Source organism: Paracoccaceae bacterium (assembly GCA_012103375.1).
GTDB lineage: Bacteria > Pseudomonadota > Alphaproteobacteria > Rhodobacterales > Rhodobacteraceae > WLWX01.
Window position 1 is genome coordinate 530,932 of sequence record WLWX01000001.1, and the last position, 20,690, is coordinate 551,621.

Annotated in this window: 21 protein-coding genes and 1 pseudogene; 14 read left to right on the forward strand and 8 right to left on the reverse strand. The window is 61.9% G+C overall.

Annotated elements, in window-relative coordinates:
- The first annotated feature begins 61 nt into the window (after positions 1-61).
- Together GKR99_02765 and GKR99_02770 are read left to right on the forward strand one after the other, a co-directional pair.
- On the forward strand, positions 62-2,446 hold the full coding sequence (locus GKR99_02765; protein ID NKB26528.1) for an AAA family ATPase: 2,385 nt from the start codon (positions 62-64) through the stop codon (positions 2,444-2,446).
- On the forward strand, positions 2,404-2,910 hold the full coding sequence (locus tag GKR99_02770; protein ID NKB26529.1) for a response regulator: 507 nt from the start codon (positions 2,404-2,406) through the stop codon (positions 2,908-2,910). The genes GKR99_02765 and GKR99_02770 overlap by 43 nt, the downstream gene beginning before the upstream one ends.
- A 117-nt stretch (positions 2,911-3,027) precedes the next feature.
- Here GKR99_02770 and GKR99_02775 read toward each other — a convergent pair whose 3' ends face one another.
- A complete protein-coding gene (locus GKR99_02775; GenBank protein NKB26530.1) occupies positions 3,028-3,666 on the reverse strand; it encodes a 3-oxoacid CoA-transferase subunit B in 639 nt (212 codons plus the stop codon).
- Positions 3,666-4,370 (reverse strand): 3-oxoacid CoA-transferase subunit A, encoded by a 705-nt coding sequence (locus GKR99_02780; protein NKB26531.1) that lies wholly within the window; start codon positions 4,368-4,370, stop codon positions 3,666-3,668. The genes GKR99_02775 and GKR99_02780 overlap by 1 nt, the downstream gene beginning before the upstream one ends.
- Before the next feature lie 193 nt (positions 4,371-4,563).
- On the opposite strand from GKR99_02780, the gene GKR99_02785 reads away from it, so the two are divergent.
- From GKR99_02785 to recR, 4 genes are all read left to right on the forward strand, one after another.
- Positions 4,564-6,315 (forward strand): DNA polymerase III subunit gamma/tau, encoded by a 1,752-nt coding sequence (locus tag GKR99_02785; protein ID NKB26532.1) that lies wholly within the window; start codon positions 4,564-4,566, stop codon positions 6,313-6,315.
- Between the two features lie 210 nt (positions 6,316-6,525).
- A complete protein-coding gene (locus tag GKR99_02790; protein NKB26533.1) occupies positions 6,526-6,870 on the forward strand; it encodes a YbaB/EbfC family nucleoid-associated protein in 345 nt (114 codons plus the stop codon).
- Positions 6,871-6,873: 3 nt separating this feature from the next.
- Entirely contained in the window at positions 6,874-7,494 is a 621-nt protein-coding gene (locus GKR99_02795) for a methyltransferase domain-containing protein (protein ID NKB26534.1), read from the forward strand.
- Positions 7,491-8,087, forward strand: coding sequence for a recombination protein RecR (gene recR / locus GKR99_02800; protein ID NKB26535.1), 597 nt, complete (start codon positions 7,491-7,493; stop codon positions 8,085-8,087). The genes GKR99_02795 and recR overlap by 4 nt, the downstream gene beginning before the upstream one ends.
- A gap of 60 nt (positions 8,088-8,147) precedes the next feature.
- On the opposite strand, the gene GKR99_02805 is transcribed toward recR, so the two are convergent.
- Positions 8,148-8,801 carry a DUF4453 domain-containing protein gene (locus GKR99_02805; GenBank protein ID NKB26536.1) on the reverse strand — a complete coding sequence of 218 codons (654 nt, stop codon included), beginning with the start codon at positions 8,799-8,801 and terminating at the stop codon, positions 8,148-8,150.
- Between GKR99_02805 and GKR99_02810 the strand changes: the two genes are divergently transcribed.
- A protein-coding gene (locus GKR99_02810; protein ID NKB26537.1) for an IS630 family transposase occupies positions 8,800-9,758 on the forward strand; the annotation gives its coding sequence in 2 pieces (ribosomal slippage) (positions 8,800-9,141 and positions 9,144-9,758; 957 coding nt in all). The two genes, GKR99_02805 and GKR99_02810, sit on opposite strands and share 2 nt — an antisense overlap.
- A gap of 45 nt (positions 9,759-9,803) precedes the next feature.
- On the opposite strand, the gene GKR99_02815 is transcribed toward GKR99_02810, so the two are convergent.
- Positions 9,804-10,574, reverse strand: coding sequence for a DUF1013 domain-containing protein (locus tag GKR99_02815; protein ID NKB26538.1), 771 nt, complete (start codon positions 10,572-10,574; stop codon positions 9,804-9,806).
- 122 nt (positions 10,575-10,696) lie between these two features.
- Between GKR99_02815 and GKR99_02820 the strand changes: the two genes are divergently transcribed.
- Positions 10,697-11,350, forward strand: a complete 654-nt coding sequence (locus tag GKR99_02820) for a ribonuclease T (protein NKB26539.1) — start codon at positions 10,697-10,699, stop codon at positions 11,348-11,350.
- Positions 11,351-11,360: 10 nt separating this feature from the next.
- Here the strand turns inward: GKR99_02820 and topA are convergent, their stop codons facing one another.
- The gene (gene topA, locus GKR99_02825) at positions 11,361-14,042 is read right to left on the reverse strand and encodes a type I DNA topoisomerase (GenBank protein ID NKB26540.1); all 2,682 of its coding nucleotides are present in this window, start codon (positions 14,040-14,042) and stop codon (positions 11,361-11,363) included.
- A gap of 197 nt (positions 14,043-14,239) precedes the next feature.
- On the opposite strand from topA, the gene GKR99_02830 reads away from it, so the two are divergent.
- On the forward strand, positions 14,240-14,554 hold the full coding sequence (locus GKR99_02830) for a metalloregulator ArsR/SmtB family transcription factor (protein ID NKB26541.1): 315 nt from the start codon (positions 14,240-14,242) through the stop codon (positions 14,552-14,554).
- Here GKR99_02830 and GKR99_02835 read toward each other — a convergent pair.
- The 3 genes and pseudogenes from GKR99_02835 to tldD all read right to left on the reverse strand — a co-directional run bounded on the left by GKR99_02835 (position 14,522) and on the right by tldD (position 17,035).
- The gene (locus tag GKR99_02835) at positions 14,522-15,418 is read right to left on the reverse strand and encodes an IS3 family transposase (GenBank protein NKB26542.1); all 897 of its coding nucleotides are present in this window, start codon (positions 15,416-15,418) and stop codon (positions 14,522-14,524) included. The genes GKR99_02830 and GKR99_02835 overlap by 33 nt on opposite strands.
- Positions 15,364-15,651, reverse strand: a complete 288-nt coding sequence (locus tag GKR99_02840) for a transposase (GenBank protein NKB26543.1) — start codon at positions 15,649-15,651, stop codon at positions 15,364-15,366. Before GKR99_02840 ends, GKR99_02835 begins: the two co-directional genes overlap by 55 nt.
- Positions 15,652-15,690: 39 nt before the next feature.
- Positions 15,691-17,035: pseudogene (tldD, locus tag GKR99_02845) on the reverse strand (metalloprotease TldD).
- 191 nt (positions 17,036-17,226) lie between these two features.
- Here tldD and coxB point away from each other — a divergent pair.
- Genes coxB through GKR99_02870 form a run of 5 tightly spaced genes read left to right on the forward strand, consistent with a single transcriptional unit; the run spans position 17,227 to position 20,671 of the window.
- The gene (gene coxB / locus GKR99_02850) at positions 17,227-18,081 is read left to right on the forward strand and encodes a cytochrome c oxidase subunit II (protein ID NKB26544.1); all 855 of its coding nucleotides are present in this window, start codon (positions 17,227-17,229) and stop codon (positions 18,079-18,081) included.
- 37 nt (positions 18,082-18,118) lie between these two features.
- Positions 18,119-19,039 (forward strand): protoheme IX farnesyltransferase, encoded by a 921-nt coding sequence (locus GKR99_02855; GenBank protein NKB26545.1) that lies wholly within the window; start codon positions 18,119-18,121, stop codon positions 19,037-19,039.
- Positions 19,036-19,215 carry a hypothetical protein gene (locus tag GKR99_02860; protein ID NKB26546.1) on the forward strand — a complete coding sequence of 60 codons (180 nt, stop codon included), beginning with the start codon at positions 19,036-19,038 and terminating at the stop codon, positions 19,213-19,215. The genes GKR99_02855 and GKR99_02860 overlap by 4 nt, the downstream gene beginning before the upstream one ends.
- A 38-nt stretch (positions 19,216-19,253) precedes the next feature.
- Positions 19,254-19,826, forward strand: coding sequence for a cytochrome c oxidase assembly protein (locus GKR99_02865; protein NKB26547.1), 573 nt, complete (start codon positions 19,254-19,256; stop codon positions 19,824-19,826).
- A 17-nt stretch (positions 19,827-19,843) separates the two neighbouring features.
- Entirely contained in the window at positions 19,844-20,671 is an 828-nt protein-coding gene (locus GKR99_02870) for a cytochrome c oxidase subunit 3 (GenBank protein ID NKB26548.1), read from the forward strand.
- Positions 20,672-20,690 lie beyond the last annotated feature (19 nt).

The window sequence follows — 20,690 nt, forward strand, 5'->3', positions numbered from 1 at the left end:
TATTCCGAACAAACAATGAACACTCTGGCCTTTCAATCCTTCACCGATTAGGGTGCGCGCCATGAACGACCTTTCCGAAGATGACGCCTTCGAGGCCGCCGCCGCGCCCAGCCTGTCGCAACAGGCGATGGCCGCGCGGGGAGGGTCGCGCAGCACCGCATACCTGGACGATCTGAACCCCGCGCAGCGCGAAGCGGTTGAGGCGCTGGACGGCCCCGTGCTGATGCTGGCGGGCGCCGGGACCGGCAAGACTAAGGCGCTAACCACCCGGATCGCGCATTTACTGAACACCGGGCGGGCGGCCCCGAACGAGATTCTGGCCGTCACCTTCACCAACAAGGCCGCGCGCGAGATGAAGTCCCGCGTCGGCCGCCATCTGGGCGAAGCGGTCGAGGGGATGCCGTGGCTCGGCACCTTCCATTCGATCTGCGCCAAGCTGCTGCGCCGCCATGCAGAGTTGGTGGGCCTAAAAACCAACTTCACCATCCTCGACACCGACGATCAGATCCGCCTGCTGAAACAGCTGATTGTGGCCGCCAACATCGACGACAAACGGTGGCCCGCGCGGATGCTGTCCCATATCATCGACGGCTGGAAAAACCGCGCCTGGACGCCGGACAAGGTGCCCGCCAGCGATACAGGGGCCTTCGACAATAAAGGCGTCGCCCTATACGCCGCTTATCAGGAGCGGCTGAAAACCCTCAACGCCGTGGATTTCGGCGATCTGCTGCTGCATGTCGTGACGATATTCCAAACCCACCCGGACATCCTCGACAAATACCGCAACTGGTTCCGCTATATCCTTGTCGACGAGTATCAGGACACCAACGTCGCCCAATACCTGTGGCTGCGGCTGCTGGCGGGCGGACACAAGAATATCTGCTGTGTCGGCGATGATGATCAGTCGATCTATGGTTGGCGCGGGGCTGAGGTGGGCAACATCCTGCGGTTCGAGAAGGATTTTGAAGGCGCCAAGGTCGTGCGGCTGGAACAGAACTATCGCTCTACCCCCCACATCCTTGCCGCCGCCGCCGGGGTCATCGAGGCCAACAAGGGGCGGCTGGGCAAAACGCTCTGGACCGAGGCGACCGAGGGCGAGAAGCTCCGCCTGATCGGCCATTGGGACGGTGAGGAGGAGGCGCGCTGGATCGGGGAGGAGGTCGAGGCGATGCAGTCCGGCACCCGCGGCATGGCCCCGAAATCACTGGATCACATGGCCATCCTGGTCCGCGCCTCTCACCAGATGCGCGGGTTTGAGGATCGGTTCCTTACCATCGGCTTGCCGTACCGCGTGATCGGCGGCCCGCGCTTCTATGAGCGCATGGAAATCCGCGACGCCATGGCCTATTTCCGCGTTGCGGTCAGCCCCGACGACGATCTGGCGTTCGAGCGGATCGTGAACACCCCGAAACGCGGGCTGGGCGACAAGGCGATCCAGACCATGCAGATCGCCGCCCGCACAAATGGCGTCAGCCTGCTGGAAGGCGCGCGGCTGGCGTTGGCGGCGGGCGGGATCAAAGGCAAGGGGGCCAAGGCGCTGGGTGAGGTTCTGGCCGGCTTCGATCGCTGGCACCGGCTGGCGCTGGACGCCGCGCAAAGCAACATCGAACTGGCCGAAGTGATCCTTGAGGAGTCCGGCTATACCGCGCATTGGCAAAACGAAAAGACGCCTGAAGCCCCCGGACGCCTGGAAAACCTCAAGGAACTCGTGAAAGCGCTGGAGCAGTTCGAGAACCTGCAAGGTTTCCTCGAACACGTCAGCCTGATCATGGACAACGAAACCGATGAGGGGGCCGAGAAGGTTTCCATCATGACGCTGCATGCCGCCAAGGGCCTGGAATTCCCCGCCGTTTTCCTGCCGGGGTGGGAGGATGGTCTGTTCCCGTCCCAACGCTCGATGGACAAAAGCGGGCTAAAGGGGCTGGAGGAGGAACGCCGCCTCGCCTACGTCGGAATCACCCGGGCCGAGGAGGTCTGCACGATATCCTTCGCCGCAAACCGCCGTGTTTACGGCCAGTGGCAATCCGCACTGCCCAGCCGGTTCATCGACGAATTGCCCGCTGACCATGTTGAAGTTCTGACCCCTTCGGGGTTGCAGGGCGGGATGTATGGCGCGGCGGGCATGGCCCCGGCTGGCGAAAGTGGCATTGCCGAACGTGTGGCGCAGGCAGACGGGTACAACTCGCCCGGATGGAAGCGCCTGCAGGCCCGCAGCCAGGCCCGCGGGATGAGCCAGCCGCGCGAAGCCTCCAACATCGTCATTGATGCCAGCGCGACCTCGTCCTTTCTGGAAGGTGACCGGGTGTTCCATACCAAATTCGGCTATGGCGCGGTGTTCGGGATCGAAGGCGACAAACTGGACATCCGCTTTGACAAGGCGGGCGAAAAGAAGGTTGTCGCAAAATTCGTTGTGGCCGCCGAAAAGGCCGGCGACGTTCCGTTCTGAACGGCAGGCCGGAACGGAGTTATCGGTTTTTTTACCAACGCGCGCCTAGGGTTGGCCCAGGCAATGACCAAAGGCGCGCCTGGCGTGAATACCACAACGTGAAAATCCTGATTTGCGAAGATGATGCCGGGCTGCGCGCCCTCTGGACCGAGGTTTTCGGTCAAGCCGGGCATGACGTAGTGGCTGTCGCGGATTCGCAGGGCGCGCGCAAGACGCTGATGATGACCCGGTATGATGTCATGATTCTGGATCTCTACCTTGGCGATGATACCGGGCTGTCGGTGGCAACGCTGGCCGCCTATGCCAATCCCGAATGCAAGATTGTCATCACCACAGGCTCGACCGTATTTCCATCGGGTGAATTATTCGCCATGGCCCCGTCGGTGGCCGCCGTTTTGCGCAAGCCAGTCAGCAATCAGGAACTGTTGGCCGTGGCCGAACACGGGCTGAAGGCCGCGTCCTGAAAACACCCGTGCCGGTGCGCGGAGCTGTGCCAATCAGCGGCGTCGACTGACGCCGACTCGCAATTTCGCCTATCCCGCGCTGGGCCGACCGGCCCGGGTGATCGCAGTCAAATGCCGTCAGACAATCGTTGCTTCCGTGGCGGCGCGCAATTCGTCCTCGCTGACGCCGTCGGCGGTCTCGACGATTTTCAACCCGCCTTCGACCACGTCAAGCACGCCCAGGTTGGTGATGATCCGATCAACCACGGATTTCCCGGTCAGCGGCAAGGTACATTCCTTCAGCAGCTTGGAATCGCCATGCTTTGAGGTGTGGTCCATCACCACGATCACCCGTCCGACACCGGCGACCAGATCCATTGCCCCGCCCATGCCCTTGACCAGCTTGCCGGGGATCATCCAGTTGGCAAGGTCGCCATTCTCGGCCACCTCCATCGCGCCCAGAATCGCCGCAGCGATTTTGCCGCCCCGGATCATCCCGAAGGACTGCGCAGAATCGAAATAGGCTGTGCGGCTAAGCTCGGTAATCGTCTGCTTGCCCGCGTTGATCAGGTCGGGGTCTTCTTCCCCTTCAAACGGAAACGGCCCCATGCCCAGCATGCCGTTTTCCGATTGCAGCGTGATATCCTTGTCGCCGACATAATTCGCCACCAGCGTCGGAATGCCGATGCCAAGGTTCACGTACCAGCCGTCCTGCAACTCTTCAGCCGCGCGCGCGGCCATCTGGTTGCGATCCCATCCTTTGGTGTCACCGGCCATTATGCGTCCTCCCGCTGGCGCACAGTGCGCTGTTCGATGCGTTTTTCGTGCGTCCCCTGAACCAGCCGATGGACATAGATGCCGGGCAGGTGGATGCAGTCGGGATCGAGCGATCCTTTCGGCACAATCTCTTCAACCTCGGCCACGCAGACCTTGCCGCACATCGCTGCGGGCGGGTTGAAGTTGCGGGCGGTCTTGCGGAACACCAGGTTGCCGGTTTCGTCCGCTTTCCAGGCCTTCACGATGGACAGATCTGCGACGATGCCGCGTTCCATGATGTAAGTCTCACCATCGAAATCCTTGTGGTCCTTGCCTTCTGCAATCACCGTGCCGACGCCGGTCTTCGTATAGAATCCGGGGATTCCGCAGCCACCGGCGCGCATCCGTTCGGCCAGGGTGCCCTGGGGATTGAACTCCAGCTCAAGCTCTCCGCTTAGGTATTGGCGCATGAATTCGGCGTTCTCGCCCACGTAGGAGGAGATCATTTTTTTCACCTGTCGAGTCTGCAACAGGATGCCGATCCCGAAGTCATCGACGCCCGCGTTATTGGACGCGAAGGTCATGTCCTTGGTGCCCGCATCGCGAATTGCGGCCAGCAGAAGTTCCGGAATACCGCACAGGCCAAAGCCGCCTGCGGCAACAAGCATGCCATCATGCAGCAGGCCATCAAGCGCCTCTGCGGCGGAATCATAGACTTTTTTCATCGGCGAAACCTCGTGCTGGAACGGTGGCCTTTCGTGCCGAGTGGGGGGCGAAAGTCAATGGCGTTGCAAGCGGTTGCAAAACCGGTTGCCCGGCCCGTCGGGGCCGAGTTTGCATGGCGGTGGACGACTCGGTGGTGGACGATGCGCCTTGTGGGGCATAGCCTGATCCGGTCACGCGAATCCGGGGGATCAGTTGAGCGAACCGACCAAAGCCTATCAGGTGCTGGCGCGTAAATATCGCCCAGCGACATTAGCCGACCTGCGCGGGCAGGATGCGAAGGTGCGCACCCTGAAGAACGCGTTTGCGGCGGACCGGATCGCGCAGGCCTTCATCCTGACCGGCATTCGCGGCACCGGCAAAACCACCACGGCGCGGATCGTCGCCAAGGGGCTGAACTGCGTCGGTAAAGACGGGCAGGGCGGCCCCACGACCGAGCCTTGCGGCGAATGTGAGCCCTGCGTCGCGATCGCCGAAGGCCGCCACGTCGATGTTCTGGAAATGGACGCCGCCAGCCGCACGGGCGTGGATGACATCCGCGAAATCATCGATTCGGTGCATTACCGCGCGGCCAGCGCGCGCTATAAAATCTACATCATCGACGAAGTTCACATGCTGTCGAAAAACGCCTTCAACGCGCTGTTGAAGACGCTGGAAGAACCGCCCGAGCACGTCAAATTCATCTTTGCCACCACCGAAATCCGCAAAGTTCCCGTTACCGTCCTCAGCCGCTGCCAGCGCTTTGATCTGCGCCGGATCGAGCCTGAGGTGATGATCGACCACCTCAAATTCATCGCGGCGCAGGAAAACGCCGAGATCGCCGAGGATGCCCTCGCCCTGATCACGCGGGCCGCCGAAGGGTCCGCCCGTGACGCGATGAGCTTGCTGGATCAGGCCATCGCCCACGGGGCCGGCGAAACCACCGCCGATCAGGTCCGCGCCATGCTGGGGCTGGCGGATCGCGGGCGGGTCATGGACCTGTTCGATCTGATCCTGCGGGGGGAAGCTGCGGGCGCGCTGGAGGAGTTGGGCGCGCAATACGCCGACGGCGCCGATCCGATGGCGGTGCTGCGCGATCTGGCCGAGGTGACCCATTGGGTCAGCGTCATCAAGATCACGCCCGCCGCCGCCGACGACCCCACCGTCGGCCCGGATGAACGCAACCGCGGCCAGGAAATGGCCGCGCGCCTGCCGATGCGGGTGCTGACCCGGATGTGGCAGATGCTGTTGAAAGCATTGGAAGAGGTCGCGCAGGCCCCGAACCCGATGATGGCCGCCGAAATGGCCGTGATCCGCCTGACCCATGTGGCCGATCTGCCCACACCGGGGGAGTTGATGAAGGCGCTGGGCGACGCCCCACCGGGCAGTGCCGCGCCCGCCCCCGCTGCCCCCTCTGGCGGGTCGCCGGGGGCGCAGGCCGTTGCACAGGCGCAGGTGCGCGCCGCTGCCAATCCGCCACGCCAGACCGGTTCGGCCCTGCCTGCGACTGATGCCGACCCGGACATCGCGCTCGCCCGGTTCGGGGATTTCCAGAATGTCGTCGCGCTGATCCGGTCGAACCGCGACGTGCGGTTGCTGGTCGAGGTCGAAAACAGCCTGCGGCTGGTCAGCTACAGCCCCGGTCGGATCGAATTCGAACCCACGGCAGAGGCCCCGAGGGATCTTGCCGCCCGCCTCGGGTCTGCCCTTGGCCGTTGGACCGGCGTGCGCTGGGCCGTCAGCGTCACCGGCAGCGGCGGCGCGCCCACAATCGGCGAATTGCGCGACGCCGAGGAGGCTGAGGCGCGCGCTGAGGCCGCCGAAAATCCGCTGGTCAAAGCAGTGTTCGACGCTTTCCCAAGCGCGAAGATCACCGACATCCGAACGCCGGAAGCCATCGCGGCAGAGGCGGAGGCCGAGGCCCTGCCAGAGGTAGAAGACGAATGGGATCCCTTCGACGACGGCTGAAATGCAACGCATTTCGGCCGGGCGCGAAGAAGCGAGACTTCGAAGAATTCTGGCAGGGTCGCATTTCATGCCAATTGCATGGCGCCCTTCCGGCCTGTCCCATGCGCACAGACGTTGACTCCGGTTCCAAACCGCGCCCCCCGCCCTTGCCCCCGCACCCTGCGCCGCATATCTGTCCAACATCACCGCAACCAAACGGAGCACTCCCTCATGCTAAAAGGTCTCGGCGCGCTGGGCGACATGGGCAAGATGATGAAGGCCGCGCAGGAAATGCAGGGCAAGATGGCCGAGATGCAGGAGGCGCTGGACCAGGTGAAGGTCACCGGCGAATCCGGCGCCGGGCTGGTCAAGGCGACCGCCACCGCCAAGGGGGAATTGACCGCGCTGGAAATCGACCCGTCGATCTTCGTGCCAAGCGAAAAAGAGGTTGCCGAGGATCTGATCCTGGCAGCGATCAAGGATGCGCAGTTGAAAGCGCAGGAAAAGCACGCCGAGGAAATGGGCAAGCTGACCGAAGGCATGGGCCTGCCTGCGGGCATGAACCTGCCGTTCTAGGTGATGGCTGATACCAGCCGCTTCTGGAGCCTTCTTTCAGGCCCGTATTCACGCCAGAAGATCGGTGACGAGGCGTCCTATCGCAGAAAACTGGCCGAAACACAGGCGCATTTCCGCCCCGATATGAACGTGCGCGAAATCGGTTGCGGCACCGGCAGCACGGCGGTGATCCATGCGCCCCACGTCGCCAGTTACGAGGCTGTGGATTTCTCGGCCAAGATGCTGGACATCGCGCGCCAGCGGGTCGCCGATGCCGCAGTGACCAACGTCACCCTCACGAAAGCAGCGCTGGAAGATCTGGATGCCAACGGCAATTTCGACGCCGTCCTGACGCTCAGCCTGCCGCATCTTCTGGAAGATCGCGACGCCGGGATTGCCCATATTGCGAAGATGCTGAAACCTGGCGGTCTGTTCGTGTCCAGCACGGTGTGTATCGGGGGGCGCCACGGTTGGATAAAAGTTCTTGGCCCGATCCCGCGCGCGCTGGGCCTGTTCCCGATCCTCAAACATTTCACCCGCGAAGACCTGGAATCCTCAATCACCAGCGGCGGGTTCTCGATCATCGACAGTTGGCAACCAGAAGGGGGCGATTCTGTCTTCATCATCGCCCGGAAATCGCAATGAGCAACGCCAACGCGGATATCGAGGCCCTGATCGACCTGATGGCGCGGCTGCCGGGGCTTGGCCCGCGCTCGGCCCGCCGCGCCGTCTTGCACATGATCAAAAAACGCGCCCTGCTGATGATGCCGCTGGCCGATGTGCTGCAAACCGTCGCCGCCACCGCGTGCGAATGCCTGACCTGCGGCAATATCGCCGGGTCCGACACCTGCGATATCTGCGCATCCGAAAAGCGCGCCACGGGCGAGATTTGCGTCGTCGAAGATGTCGCGGACTTATGGGCAATGGAACGCACAGCCGTCTTCAAGGGCCGCTATCACGTGCTTGGTGGAACCCTCAGCGCACTGGACGCGGTCGGCCCCGAAGACCTTGGCATTCCACGCCTGATCGCCCGCGTCGCGGCCGAGAATATCTCCGAGGTCATCCTCGCCGTCGGCGCCACCGTCGATGGCCAGACCACAGCGCACTACATTTCAGGAGAGCTTGAGGGTCGCTGCGCCGTCACCTCGCTCGCGCAAGGCGTGCCGATTGGCGGAGAACTGGACTACCTCGACGACGGCACCATCACCGCCGCACTGAAGGCCCGCAAATCCTTCTGACCCCCGGCCATCATTGACCCAAAAATATCCCCGCCGGAGGCATCTTTCTTTTCCAGCGCCTCAGCCCGCGAAGGTTTCGCAACTGTCGACGTCATAGGCGATCCCCGGCGTCCAACCCAGCGCGACCTGCTGACCGGCGCGCTGCAAAATCACGAAATCCCAGCCCTCGGCACTCAGGTGTGCGCTGTAAATGGTATCGCCCGGGCGGATTGTGCCGATGGACATTGTTTGAGTATTGCGCCCCGCGAACAACGCAACCTCGGGGCCGCGCCAGCCGATGCAGGCGCTTTCTGTGTCATCGCGGATCGGCAGATCATGCAGCTGCAAACGCTGCGCCAGCAGGGGCACATCCAGCTGTCGCCGGTCGGTGTTCACATTGCAGCGGCTGGCGGCCTCGGCAGATTTGATGCGGTCGACGAATTGTTTGGCCCGCGCGCTCAGCGCCGGGGATTTGGTCGTGCAATCGGCGTTGTTGAATACCGTTTTGCCAAGCGTCGACCCAAAGCAATATCCGGCCTGATCGAATACCTGATTGCGCGTCAGCCACAACTCGTCACAAATCGTTCCGGCTGTGGCCGGGGCGGACAGGATTGTCAGGATGAAGATCAGCGCACGCATGGACCACAGCCTAAAGCGTTTCGGCTTGAACCTGAATCGCGAGGGATTCCCTTGAGACCTGATCTGTGATTCATCCTGTTTGGGAGGATGGATCATGTCAGCACCTTTGCCATCTGCGCTTCGGATACGGTTTCAGAGATACATTGAAGAAGGGTTGAGCGGGCGCGCGGCGGCGTTGCGGTTGAAGCTGTCGCCTGCCACAGGCGCGCGGTGGGCGCGTCAGGTGAGGATGAAGGGTCATGCGGAACCTGCCCGGCAGGGACCGCCGCGCGGCAAGGGAAAGCTGGCTCCGCATCGGGAATTCTTTGAGGAGTTGATCGCACAAGACCCTGACATCACGCTCTTTGAGTTGCGTAATGCGCTGGCCGATGCAGAGGGTGTGCGGGTGCATCACTCCTCCATCGCCAACCTTCTGTCCCGGCTCGGCTTCACGTACAAAAAAAGTCGCTGGTCGCAACCGAGCGCCGCCGCGCCAAGGTAAGGCAGCAACGGGCCGACTGGTTCAGATACCGCTCGCCAGCCATTGCGACCTTTCCTGAGCGCGTTGTCTTTATTGACGAAACCGCAGTGAAGACAAACCTCACGCGCCTACGCGGCAGAGCCAAGCGCGGTAAGCGCCTGACGATGGATGCGCCCTTCGGAAGCTGGGGAACCCAAACCTTGATCGCGGGCCTGACCCAAGGCGCGCTGATCGCACCTTGGGTCATCAAGGGAGCGATAGATGGCCCCGCCTTCGCGGCCTACATCCGCGAAGTGCTGGTCCCCGAGATCAACCCCGGCACTGTCGTCATTCTCGACAACCTGGCAACCCACCGGAATAAGGAGGCGACGCAGGCTTTACGCAATCACGGCTGCTGGTTCCTTTACCTGCCACCGTACTCGCCCGACCTGAATCCCATCGAGCAGGCCTTCTCTAAACTGAAAGCCCATTTGCGACGGATCGGGGCCAGGTCCTTTACCCAGGTCTTCGAAGCAATCGGAGCAATCTGCGATCTCTACGACCCAGTAGAATGCTGGAACTACTTTAAGGCCGCCGGATATGTCTCAGGTTAATGTCGAAACGCTTTAGCCGAGTTTCCCTGCCCGCGCCAAGCCTGATCAGTCGCGCGGATCGTCGCTGTTGTCTTCTTCATCATCGGCGTCATCCGATCCGTCAAATGTGAACAGGCTGTCTGCGTCGGGCAGGGCGGCCTCTTTTTCTTCGCCTTCATCGGATTCGGTCAGCGTGAATGTCTCCAGCCCCGAAATCGCGGTCGGAATCTTGGCCTCGGCGTCGCCGCCCAGCGATTGTTCGGTGCTGACCAGCTTGCGGCGTTCATCATCCGACATCACACTGCCTTCCCGCGCCTTCTTGGCGTTGGCTTTCTGCACGGCTGCATCCAGTTCGGACTGTTTGCACAGGCCAAGCGCGACCGGGTCGATCGGCTGGATATTGGCAATGTTCCAATGGGTGCGTTCGCGCAAGGACTGGATCGTCGGTTTGGTGGTGCCCACCAGCTTGGAGATCTGCGCGTCCGACAATTCGGGGTGAAACTTGACCAGCCACAGGATCGACGCCGGGCGGTCCTGACGCTTGGACAACGGGGTATAGCGCGGCCCGCGGCGCTTTTCCTCGCCTACCGAGGCGGGGTTGAACTTCAGCGTCAGCTTGTGCAGCGGATCGGCTTCGGCCTTGTCAATCTCTTCCTGGGTCAGCTGGTTGTTGGCGATCGGGTCGAACCCTTTTACCCCGGCTGCAACGTCACCATCGGCGATGCCCTGCACTTCCAATTCGTGCAGCTCGCAAAAATCGGCGACCTGCTTGAAGGTCATCGTGGTGTTGTCGACCAGCCAGACGGCGGTGGCCTTGGCCATCAGGGGGGTGTTCATCGCGGGCTCCTTCACACAACTTCTCTGCGCCGGGAATTCGGCTGGTCCGGGGTGGACCACATCCTCATAATTTCGGAGGTTGGCCGGTATATAGGCGCGGCGACGCCGAAGGGGAAGAGCAAATGCGAGCACTCATTCTGGTTCTGTTGTGGCCGTTCGCGGCCCTGGCCGAGGGCGAACAGGCGGGCGATTTCGACTATTACGTGCTGTCGCTGTCATGGTCGCCGACCTGGTGCGCACTGGAAGGCGATGCGCGCGGGTCACCGCAATGTGACGATGACGCGGGGTTTGGCTGGGTGCTGCACGGGCTTTGGCCGCAATACGAACGCGGCTGGCCCAGCTATTGCCGCACGGGCGCGCGGGATCCGTCGCGCCGCGATACGGCGGCGATGGCCGATATCATGGGGTCGGGCGGTTCGGCCTGGCATCAGTGGAAGAAGCACGGGCGCTGTTCGGGCCTGTCGTCAGAAGACTTTTTTGCCCTGTCGCGCGAGGCTTACGCCCGTGTGACCCGCCCCGAGGTTTTTCGCCAGCTGGACCGTGACATCAAACTGCCCGCCGGCGTGGTTGAACAGGCGTTTCTTGAGGAAAACGAGGCTTTGGTGGCCGACGGGATCACCATCACCTGCAAGGCGAGCCGCATTCAGGAGGCGCGCATCTGCCTGACGCGTGCGTTGGAGCCCAGACCCTGCGGCGCGGACGTGGTGCGCGATTGCAAGTTGAGCGGCGCATTGTTTGAATCAATGCCACAGGCCCGTAAAGGGCCTGAACCCTAACCGGCTTTTTTTACGCCGCAGGTTTTTTCTTGGCGGCGGCCTTCTTCTTCTTCGGGGCCGCCTTTTTCTTGCGAACGCCTTTTTTCGCGGCCCGTTCGGCCAGAAGTTCCACGGCTTGTTCCATCGTCACGGCTTCAGGCGCGGTTTCTTTCGGGATCGTGGCGTTGATCTTTTCCCACTTCACGTAAGGCCCGTATTTGCCTTCCATCACGCTGACCGGGCCGCCATCGGGGTGGTCGCCCAATTCGTGCAGCGTCTTGGCGCCACGCGCCCCGCGGCTGGCGACTTTTTCGGCCAGCAGCTGCACGGCGCGGTTCATGCCGACGGTAAACACCTCTTCGATGCTTTCCAGATTCGCGTTGGTCCCCCCCCGGAACGAGGTGCTTTCGGCGTGTTTCAGATACGGGCCATAGCGTCCGATATTGGACCAGACCATCACCCCGTCTTCCGGGTGCGGGCCAATTTCGCGCGGCAGCGACAGCAGGCGCACGGCCTGTTCCAGCGTCACCTCTTCGGCGGGCCATTGTTCGGGGATCGACTGGCGCGGCGGCTTCTTGTTTTCTTCCGTCACGGGACCGCGCTGGGCGTAGGGACCAAAGCGGCCTTTGAATATGCGGATCTCGTCGCCCGCATCTTCGCCCAGCAGCTTGCCATCGGGCGGTATTGCGCTGGCCTCGGCCTCGGGATCGGGCGGGCCGAAGGGGCGGGTATAGCGGCATTCGGGATAGTTGGAGCAGCCGATGAATGCCCCGCCCGAACGAGCGGTGCGCATCGACAGCCGCCCGGCGCCACAATGCGGGCACAGGCGCGGATCGCCGCCGTCTTCGGTTGGGGGGAAAAGATGTGGTTCCAGCACATCGTTGATTTTTTCGAGGACTTCGGTGATCCACAGCTCCGAAGTCTCCGCAATCGCTGCGGAAAAGTCGCGCCAGAACTTGCCCAGCACATCGGTCCATTCCCGGTCGCCGCTGGTGATGTCATCCAGCTCCTCTTCCAGATGGGCGGTGAACTCATACCCCACATAGCGGCGGAAATAGTTTTCGAGGAACGCGATCACCAGCCGCCCCTTGTCTTCGGGAAACAGGCGGCCCTTGTCCTTGCGGACATATTCGCGATCCTGGATCGTCGTAACGATGCTGGCATAGGTCGAGGGGCGACCAATCCCCAGTTCTTCCATGCGCTTGACCAGCGTCGCCTCGGTATAGCGCGGCGGCGGTTGCGTATGGTGCTGGCTGCCCAGCACCGCGCCGTTTTCGGACAAGACAGCGGAAGCCGAGCGCATCATCGCGCCATTGGCTGCAACCTCGATCAGATTATCGCTGCCCTTGTCGAAATCACCCGACAGACCACCAGCGGCCAGTTTGGCGGCTTCGCCCTGATGGACCTGAGGCAACCTGCGGCTGTCGTCATCCTCGAGCGCTTCGTCGCGGCCTTCTTCGTAAACCTTGAGAAACCCGTCAAAGATCATCACCTGACCCGTGGCACGCAGCATCACCTGGCCATCGTCGCTGGCCACGTCGACGGTGGTGCGTTCCAGACGGGCCGCGGCCATCTGGCTGGCAATCGTGCGCTTCCAGATCAGATCATAGAGCTTCCTCTGATCCGCATCGGCGATCCGTGCATCCTCGGTCGATTTGGACAGCTCGGTCGGGCGAATACATTCATGCGCTTCCTGCGCATTTTTCGCCTTGTTCTTATACATCCGCGGAGAGCCGGGCACATAATCCGCGCCATAGCGATCCTTGATCGCATCGCGCGCTGCCATCACCGCTTCGGGCGCCATGTCGATGCCGTCGGTCCGCATATAGGTGATCAGCCCGGCCTCGTAGAGGCGCTGGGCGACGCTCATCGTTTGGCGGGCGCCAAAGCCGAATTTGCGGCTGGCTTCCTGTTGCAGGGTCGAGGTCATGAACGGCGCAGACGGGTTGCGGTTGGCAGGCTTGGATTCGACCGAGGCGATCTTGAGCGCCCGTGAGGTGACCGCCTGCACGGCCAGTTCGGCGGCGGTAGCATCTTTGATGTCGAATTTATCGAGCTTCTTGCCGCCCAGCACCGTCAACCGCGCCTCGAACGTCTGGCCGCGCGGGGTTTCGATCATCGCGCGGACCGACCAGAATTCGCGGGCGCGGAAGGCCTCGATCTCCATCTCGCGTTCGACGATCAGGCGCAGGCAGACGGATTGCACACGGCCTGCGGATTTCGTACCCGGCAGTTTGCGCCAAAGCACCGGCGACAGGTTGAAGCCGACAAGGTAATCCAGCGCCCGGCGGGCCAGATACGCCTCGACCAGTTCCATGTCGACTTGGCGCGGGTTCGCCATCGCTTCGGTCACGGCGGATTTGGTGATTGCGTTGAAAACCACGCGGCTGACCGGCGTGTCCTTCTTCAGCGCCTTTCTGCCGCGCAGGGTTTCTTCCAGATGCCAGCTGATCGCCTCCCCCTCGCGATCGGGGTCAGTGGCGAGGATCAGTTCAGGGTCATTTTTCAGCGCGTCGGCAATCGCTTTAACGTGTTTCTTGGAATCACTGGCGACTTCCCATTTCATCGCAAAGTCGTTGTCGGTGTCGACCGACCCATCCTTGGGCGGCAGGTCACGGACGTGCCCGAAACTGGCCAGAACCGTGTAATCCTTGCCTAAATAGCTGTTGATGGTTTTCGCCTTGGCCGGGGATTCAACAACAACAACGGGCATGGGAATCCTTCCGGGGCGATCAATTCAAACGCGGCAGATGTGGGGGCGGGGCAGGGGGTTTGTCAACGCGCTGTGTTGAGAAATGGTTTCAGACAGCGGGATTTCGACCCTTGGGTGAGTGATTTTTGCCGCGCGAAATTTTTGATCTTTACATAATTAAATTGTTATATAACATATGACGCATGAATGTATCGACACTGCCCACCACCGACGCCGCATTCGCGGCCCTTGCCGACCCGACGCGGCGCGCAATTCTTGCCCGCCTTGCGGATGGTGAGCTGGGCGTCATGGATATCGCCAGGCCGTTCAGGATGAGTCAGCCTGCGATCTCTCGCCATCTGAAAGTGCTGGAAGGTGCTGGCCTGATCGAACGGCGCATCGACGGCACACGCCGCCCCTGTCGCCTTGCGCCGCAAGGGCTGGCCTCGGTCGAGGATTGGCTGGCCGGGCTGCATCGCGTGATGTCGGCGCGCGATTGTCTAGCCCCCAAGTTCTGGGCCATTTCTGATTAGAGTTTCTGGCATTGGTGGTCGCATGTTCAGAGCCTGGTGCGGACGTGTGTGGTTGTACTGCTTAAGCCAATGATTGATGACGATCTGTGCCTGTTTCGTTGTTGTGAACCATTCAGCGTTGAGGATCTCGTGCCGGAGAGTGCCGTTGAACCTCTCGTTGTATCCGTTTTCCCAAGGGGACCCCGGATAGATTCTAATTGGTCGAACACCAACGCGAACCAACCACTCCTGCATCGCCTTGGCTACGAACTCTGGGCCGTTGTCGGAGCGGATATACTCCGGCGTGCCATGGCAGAGGAGCAGCGGATATAGCGCCTCCAGAACATCTTCGGCGCCCATCCTGCTGCGAACTTCCACGGCCAGGGCCTGCCGGGTGTACTCATCCAGAACGGTCAGCATCTTGTAGCTCCGGCCATTGCTGAGCTTGTCGTGAACGAAGTCGATGCTCCAGATGTGGTTCGGATGCGTCGGCCTGAGGCGAATGATCGAGCTGTCCTTGTGATAAAGCCGTCTGCGCTTCCTGTGCCGCTGCGGGAGTTGCAGTCCTTCTTCCTGCCAGAGACGCTCAACCTTCTTATGATTGACCCGCCAGCCCTCGATGCGCAGGAGTTCCGAAACTTTACGATAGCCGTAGCGCCCATATTGCTTGGCCAGGCGGATCAAAGCGAGCCGTAGAGCATCATCGTCTTTTGGCGCGGGTCGATATTGCAGAGAGCTTCGCGCCATACCGACGACCCGGCAGGTCCTCCGCTCCGAGGTCGCGAGCTTTTGGCGCGTATGAATAACGGCCTGACGGAGCTCCCCAGTCGTCAGGCCCTGGGCTTTAAGTAGTTCAGGCTTTCTTTGAGGATCAGCTTGTCCAATTCAAGCTCAGCGACGATCTTCTTGAGACGCCCATTCTCCTTTTCCAGGCTGCGCATCTCCGACAACTGCGACCGTCCCATACCACCAAACCGTTTCCGCCAGTTGTAATATGTCGCATCGCTGATGCCGACGCTACGACACGCCGATGCAACGTCACTTCCTCCCGTCAGCTTCAGCTCAATCTCACGCAGCAGCTTCAATACATCTTCGTCCGAATGCCGTTTCCGTGCCATTACATATTCCCCTCTCAAGACCAATGTAGTGGCCCAGTTTTAGGGGGGAAGGACACCCATGCCGGGGTCCAGCGCCAGGTCGTTGCCGATGGCGCGGATGTTTTTCAGGGCCGTGGCGCCGTCGCCAATCAGGGTGGCGCCTTTGACCGGCGCGCCGAGCTTGCCGTTTTCGACGCGGTAGGCCTCGGTACAACTGAACACGAATTTGCCGCTGGTGATGTCGACCTGCCCGCCGCCGAAACCGACGGCGAATATGCCGTCTTTGACGTCGGCGACGATGTCCTCGGGCGCGGCATCCCCGCCCAGCATATAAGTGTTGGTCATTCGGGGCATCGGCGTGTGGGCGTGGCTTTCGCGGCGGCCATTGCCGGTCGCCTCGACCCCCATCAACCGCGCGTTCTGGCGGTCCTGCATGTAACCGACCAGAATGCCATCTTCGATAAGTGTGTTTTTGCCCGAAGGCGTGCCTTCGTCATCGATGCTGAGGCTGCCGCGCCGGTCCGGGATTGTTCCGTCGTCCAGAACCGTCACGCCGGGGGCCGCAACGCGCTGGCCCATCAGACCCGCGAAAGCGCTGGTTTTCTTGCGGTTGAAGTCACCTTCCAATCCGTGGCCCACAGCCTCGTGCAACAAAATACCGGGCCAGCCGGGGCCAAGGGCGACGTCCATGACACCTGCGGGCGCCGGGACGGCCGACAGGTTCACGATGGCGATCCGCAACGCCTCGCGCGCCAAACCCTCCCAGTGGTCGCGGCCCAACAGACCGCTCAGCGGGATACGCCCGCCGCCGCCGGCACTGCCGGATTCGCGCCGCCCGTCCTGATCCACGATGACCGAGACATTGACCCGCACCATCGGGCGCACATCGCGGACCAAAGTGCCTTTGGGGCGCAGAATCTCAACCTCTTGCACGCTGGCACCGATGGTTGCCGTGACCTGCACCACGCGCGGGTCGAGGTCGCGCGCGAAAGCGTCGATTTCGCGCAAGGTTTCGACCTTGATCGGAAACGCGGCGTCCTCGACCGGGTTGAAATCGCCATAAAGCCTTACGTTCGTCGGGCGCGGGCCGGGGGCCATGACGCCGCCGCCGTCGCCCACGGCCAGGCGCACGGTGCCGACCGCGCGGGCCAGCGCGCCCTCGGAAATCTCGGATGAATGGGCGTATCCGGTCGCCACGCCGCGCACCGCGCAGGCCGAACCCTTCCGAGGTGGTGTAGTTGGCGGTACGCAAATGGCCGTCGTCGAACGACAATGTCTCGCCGCGGCGACGTTCGACAAACAATTCTCCGTCATCGGCGCCATCTGTGGCGGCGCGCAGCCGGGAAAGGGCGGCGTCGCGGTCGAGCGTGGTTTCAAATGGGCGGAACGGCGTAGAATCGGTCATGCGGCGGTGCCTTTCGGGCGAAGACGTTGGTGGGGTTCGCGGCTGAATGCCGCAAGGCTGCGGGCTTGTTCCGCCCCCTCTAATATGATTTCTAACGGCCAGGAAACAACGGGGGCCCGCATCGGGCGAACCGGGCAGGGCCGGAACGGGGGAAACGCCGCGCCGGACCGGGATCAGACAGGACCACGATGATGCAGATGAAATCAATCGCAACCGGGATCATGGCAGCCTTCTTCGGTGCGGCCGCACAGGCACAGGTGGCCGACCCCACGGGGCTTGAGGTTGTGGGCAAGCCGGATCCGGATGCAACGGGCTTCCAGCCCGCCGTGACCAGCCTGATGCAGGACATCGTGTGGCTGGACAACATGGTGCACGGGATCATGGCTGCGATCACCGTATTCGTCACATTGCTGCTGATCTGGGTGATCGTGCGCTTCAACCACCGCGCCAATCCCGAACCGGCGCGGTTCACCCACAACACCCCGATCGAGGTGACCTGGACTCTGGTTCCGGTGGTGATTCTGGTCTTTATCGGCGCATTTTCCTTGCCGGTTCTGTTCGATCAGCAGGAAATCCCCGAAGCTGACGTGACCATCAAGGCGACCGGGAACCAGTGGTTCTGGACGCATGAGTATGTTGACCATGAATTCGGCTTCGACAGCTTCATGCTTCCGCGCGAAGATCTGGCCGCTGCCGGGTACAACAATGACGAATACCTGTTGGCCACCGACACGGCCGTCGTGGTGCCGGTCAACAAGACCATCGTTGTGCAGGTCACCGGATCGGACGTGATCCACGCCTGGGCGATGCCCGCATTCGGCGTCAAGCAGGACGGCGTGCCGGGCCGCCTGGCCGAACTTTGGTTCAAGGCCGAGCGTGAGGGCGTATATTTCGGCCAGTGTTCCGAGCTTTGCGGCAAGGATCACGCCTATATGCCGATCACCGTAAAGGTCGTCAGTCAGGAAGCTTATGAAGCCTGGCTGGACAGCGCGATCGCCGAATACGCCGGAATTCCGCGCACCGTGAAGGTGGCCGCCGCCGACTGAAGTTTCGTGGGGAACCATGCCACATCGAAAGACTGACATGACCGACGCAACTGCGATCACTGCGGACTATGAGGCCGGGTTCGGCGACTATGTCGCCCTGCTGAAGCCGCGTGTGATGTCTCTTGTGGTGTTCACGGCGCTGGTCGGCCTTCTGGTTGCGCCCGGCGCGCTGCATCCCTTCGTCGGGTTCACGGCTGTGTTGTGCATCGCGGTCGGGGCCGGGGCCTCGGGCGCGCTGAACATGTGGTGGGACGCGGATATTGATGCGGTGATGAAGCGCACCGCGGGCCGTCCCGTGCCATCGGGCCGCGTCACTGCCGGAGAGGCATTGGCCATCGGCCTGACGCTCAGCGGGTTTTCCGTGATGATGCTGGGGCTGGCGACCAACTTGCTGGCCGCTGGTCTGCTGGCCTTTACGATCTTCTTCTACGCCGTCGTGTACACCATGTGGCTGAAACGCTGGACGTCGCAGAACATCGTGATCGGCGGGGCCTCGGGCGCGTTCCCGCCAATGATCGGCTGGGCAGCGGTGACCGGTGGCGTCGCGGTCGAAAGCCTTCTGATGTTCGCGCTGATCTTCATGTGGACGCCGCCGCATTTCTGGGCGCTCGCCCTGTTCATGAAGTCCGATTACAAGGACGCAGGCGTGCCGATGCTGACCGTGACTCACGGGCGGCGTGTCACCCGGACCCATATTCTGGCCTATACCGTTCTACTGGTGCCGGTTGCGATCTGGCTGGCGCTGACCTCGATCGGCGGGCCGGTCACGCTGGCTGCGGCGGTGGTTCTGAATGCGCTGTTCCTGAAAGGCGCCTGGGACATCTGGAACCGGGATGAAGGCGCGGCCGAGGCTGACAAATACCTGGCTGAGCGGAAGTTCTTCAAACTCTCGCTCGCCTACCTGTTCCTGCATTTCGGCGCGCTTCTGGTCGATGCAACCTGGCGGGCGCTGGTATGATCCGGGCCGAGCATGACATGCACAAGCGTCGCCTGTCGCGCAACGTCGGCGTCGGGCTGGCGCTGACCGCCTTTGGGGCGCTGATCTTTGGGCTGACGATTGCCAAAGTCTCGGCAAACGGACCGGTTGAAGGATACGACCACGTTTCGCGCCCCGCGCTGGCAGAAACTGAATGAGCGATCCGGTGATCCCTGACGAAGCTGCGGGCGCAGACCTGGCCCGGCGCAAGAAACGCACGGCGCGCCAGATGATTGGCGTGGCGCTGGTGATGGGCGCGCTGGCCTGGGCTTCGGTTCCGTTTTACAACTGGTTTTGCAGCGTCACAGGCTTTGGCGGCACGCCGCTGGTCGCGGCTGAGGCCCCCGCCGAGGTGCTGGATCAGACGGTTACAGTACGCTTTGATGCCTCGCTCGAACGTGGCATGCCCTGGACGTTCAAGCCCGAGCTGCGCGAAATCACCGCCAAGATCGGCGAACCGATGCTGGCCTATTACATCGCCCACAACCCGACCGACCGGCCCGTCGCAGGCAGCGCCAGTTTCAATGTCGCACCTTACGAGGCTGGCGGGTTTTTCACCAAGATCGACTGCTTCTGCTTTGAACTTCAGGTTCTGCAACCCGGGGAAACGGTGCGCATGCCTGTCACTTTCTTTGTTGACCCCGAAATGGTCGATGATCGCGACGCAAAGTTTGTCAAACACATCACGCTGTCCTACACCTTCCACGTAACTGACCTGCCCGAAGAACAGGCCGCGCTGGCCATCCCTTCGCAGCAGGACGACCTATAAGATCAGAGGGCCCCGCAATGGCACATGCAAAGAACCACGATTATCACATCCTGAACCCCTCGGTCTGGCCATTCATCGGTGCGGTTGGCGGCTTCGTCATGCTGTTCGGTGCGGTCTTGTGGATGAAAGAGGTTACGGCCGCCGACATCCCGCTTTACCCGTGGGTGTTCATCTTTGGCCTGCTGATGGTCGCCTATGTGATGTACGCATGGTGGGCCGACGTGGTTGAGGAAAGCCAGATCGGCGATCACACACCGGTTGTGCGCCTTGGCCTGCGCTATGGCTTCATCTTCTTCATCATGTCCGAGGTGATGTTCTTTTCCGCCTGGTTCTGGTCGTTCTTCAAGCACGCCATGTATCCGATGCACCCCGATGGCATCAGTCCTGCCGTGGACGGCGTCTGGCCACCTGCCGGGATCGAGGTCTTCGACCCCTGGCATCTGCCGCTGATAAACACGCTGATCCTGCTGTTGTCGGGCTGTGCGGCGACCTGGGCGCACCACGCGCTGGTGCATGAAAACAACCGTAAAGACCTGGTGAACGGGCTGATCATCGCCATCGCGCTGGGGGCGTTGTTTACCTTCTTCCAGGCGTATGAGTACAGCCACGCGGCTTTTGGTTTCTCGGGCAATATCTATGGCGCGAACTTCTTCATGGCGACCGGCTTTCACGGCGCGCATGTTCTGATCGGCACGATCTTCCTGTTCGTCTGCCTGATGCGTGCCCTGCGCGGCCACTTCACCCCCGAACGCCACGTGGGTTTTGAGGCTGCGGCCTGGTACTGGCACTTCGTCGATGTGGTCTGGCTGTTCCTTTTCGCCGCCATCTATATCTGGGGAAGCTGATAAGCGCCGAAATTCGGCC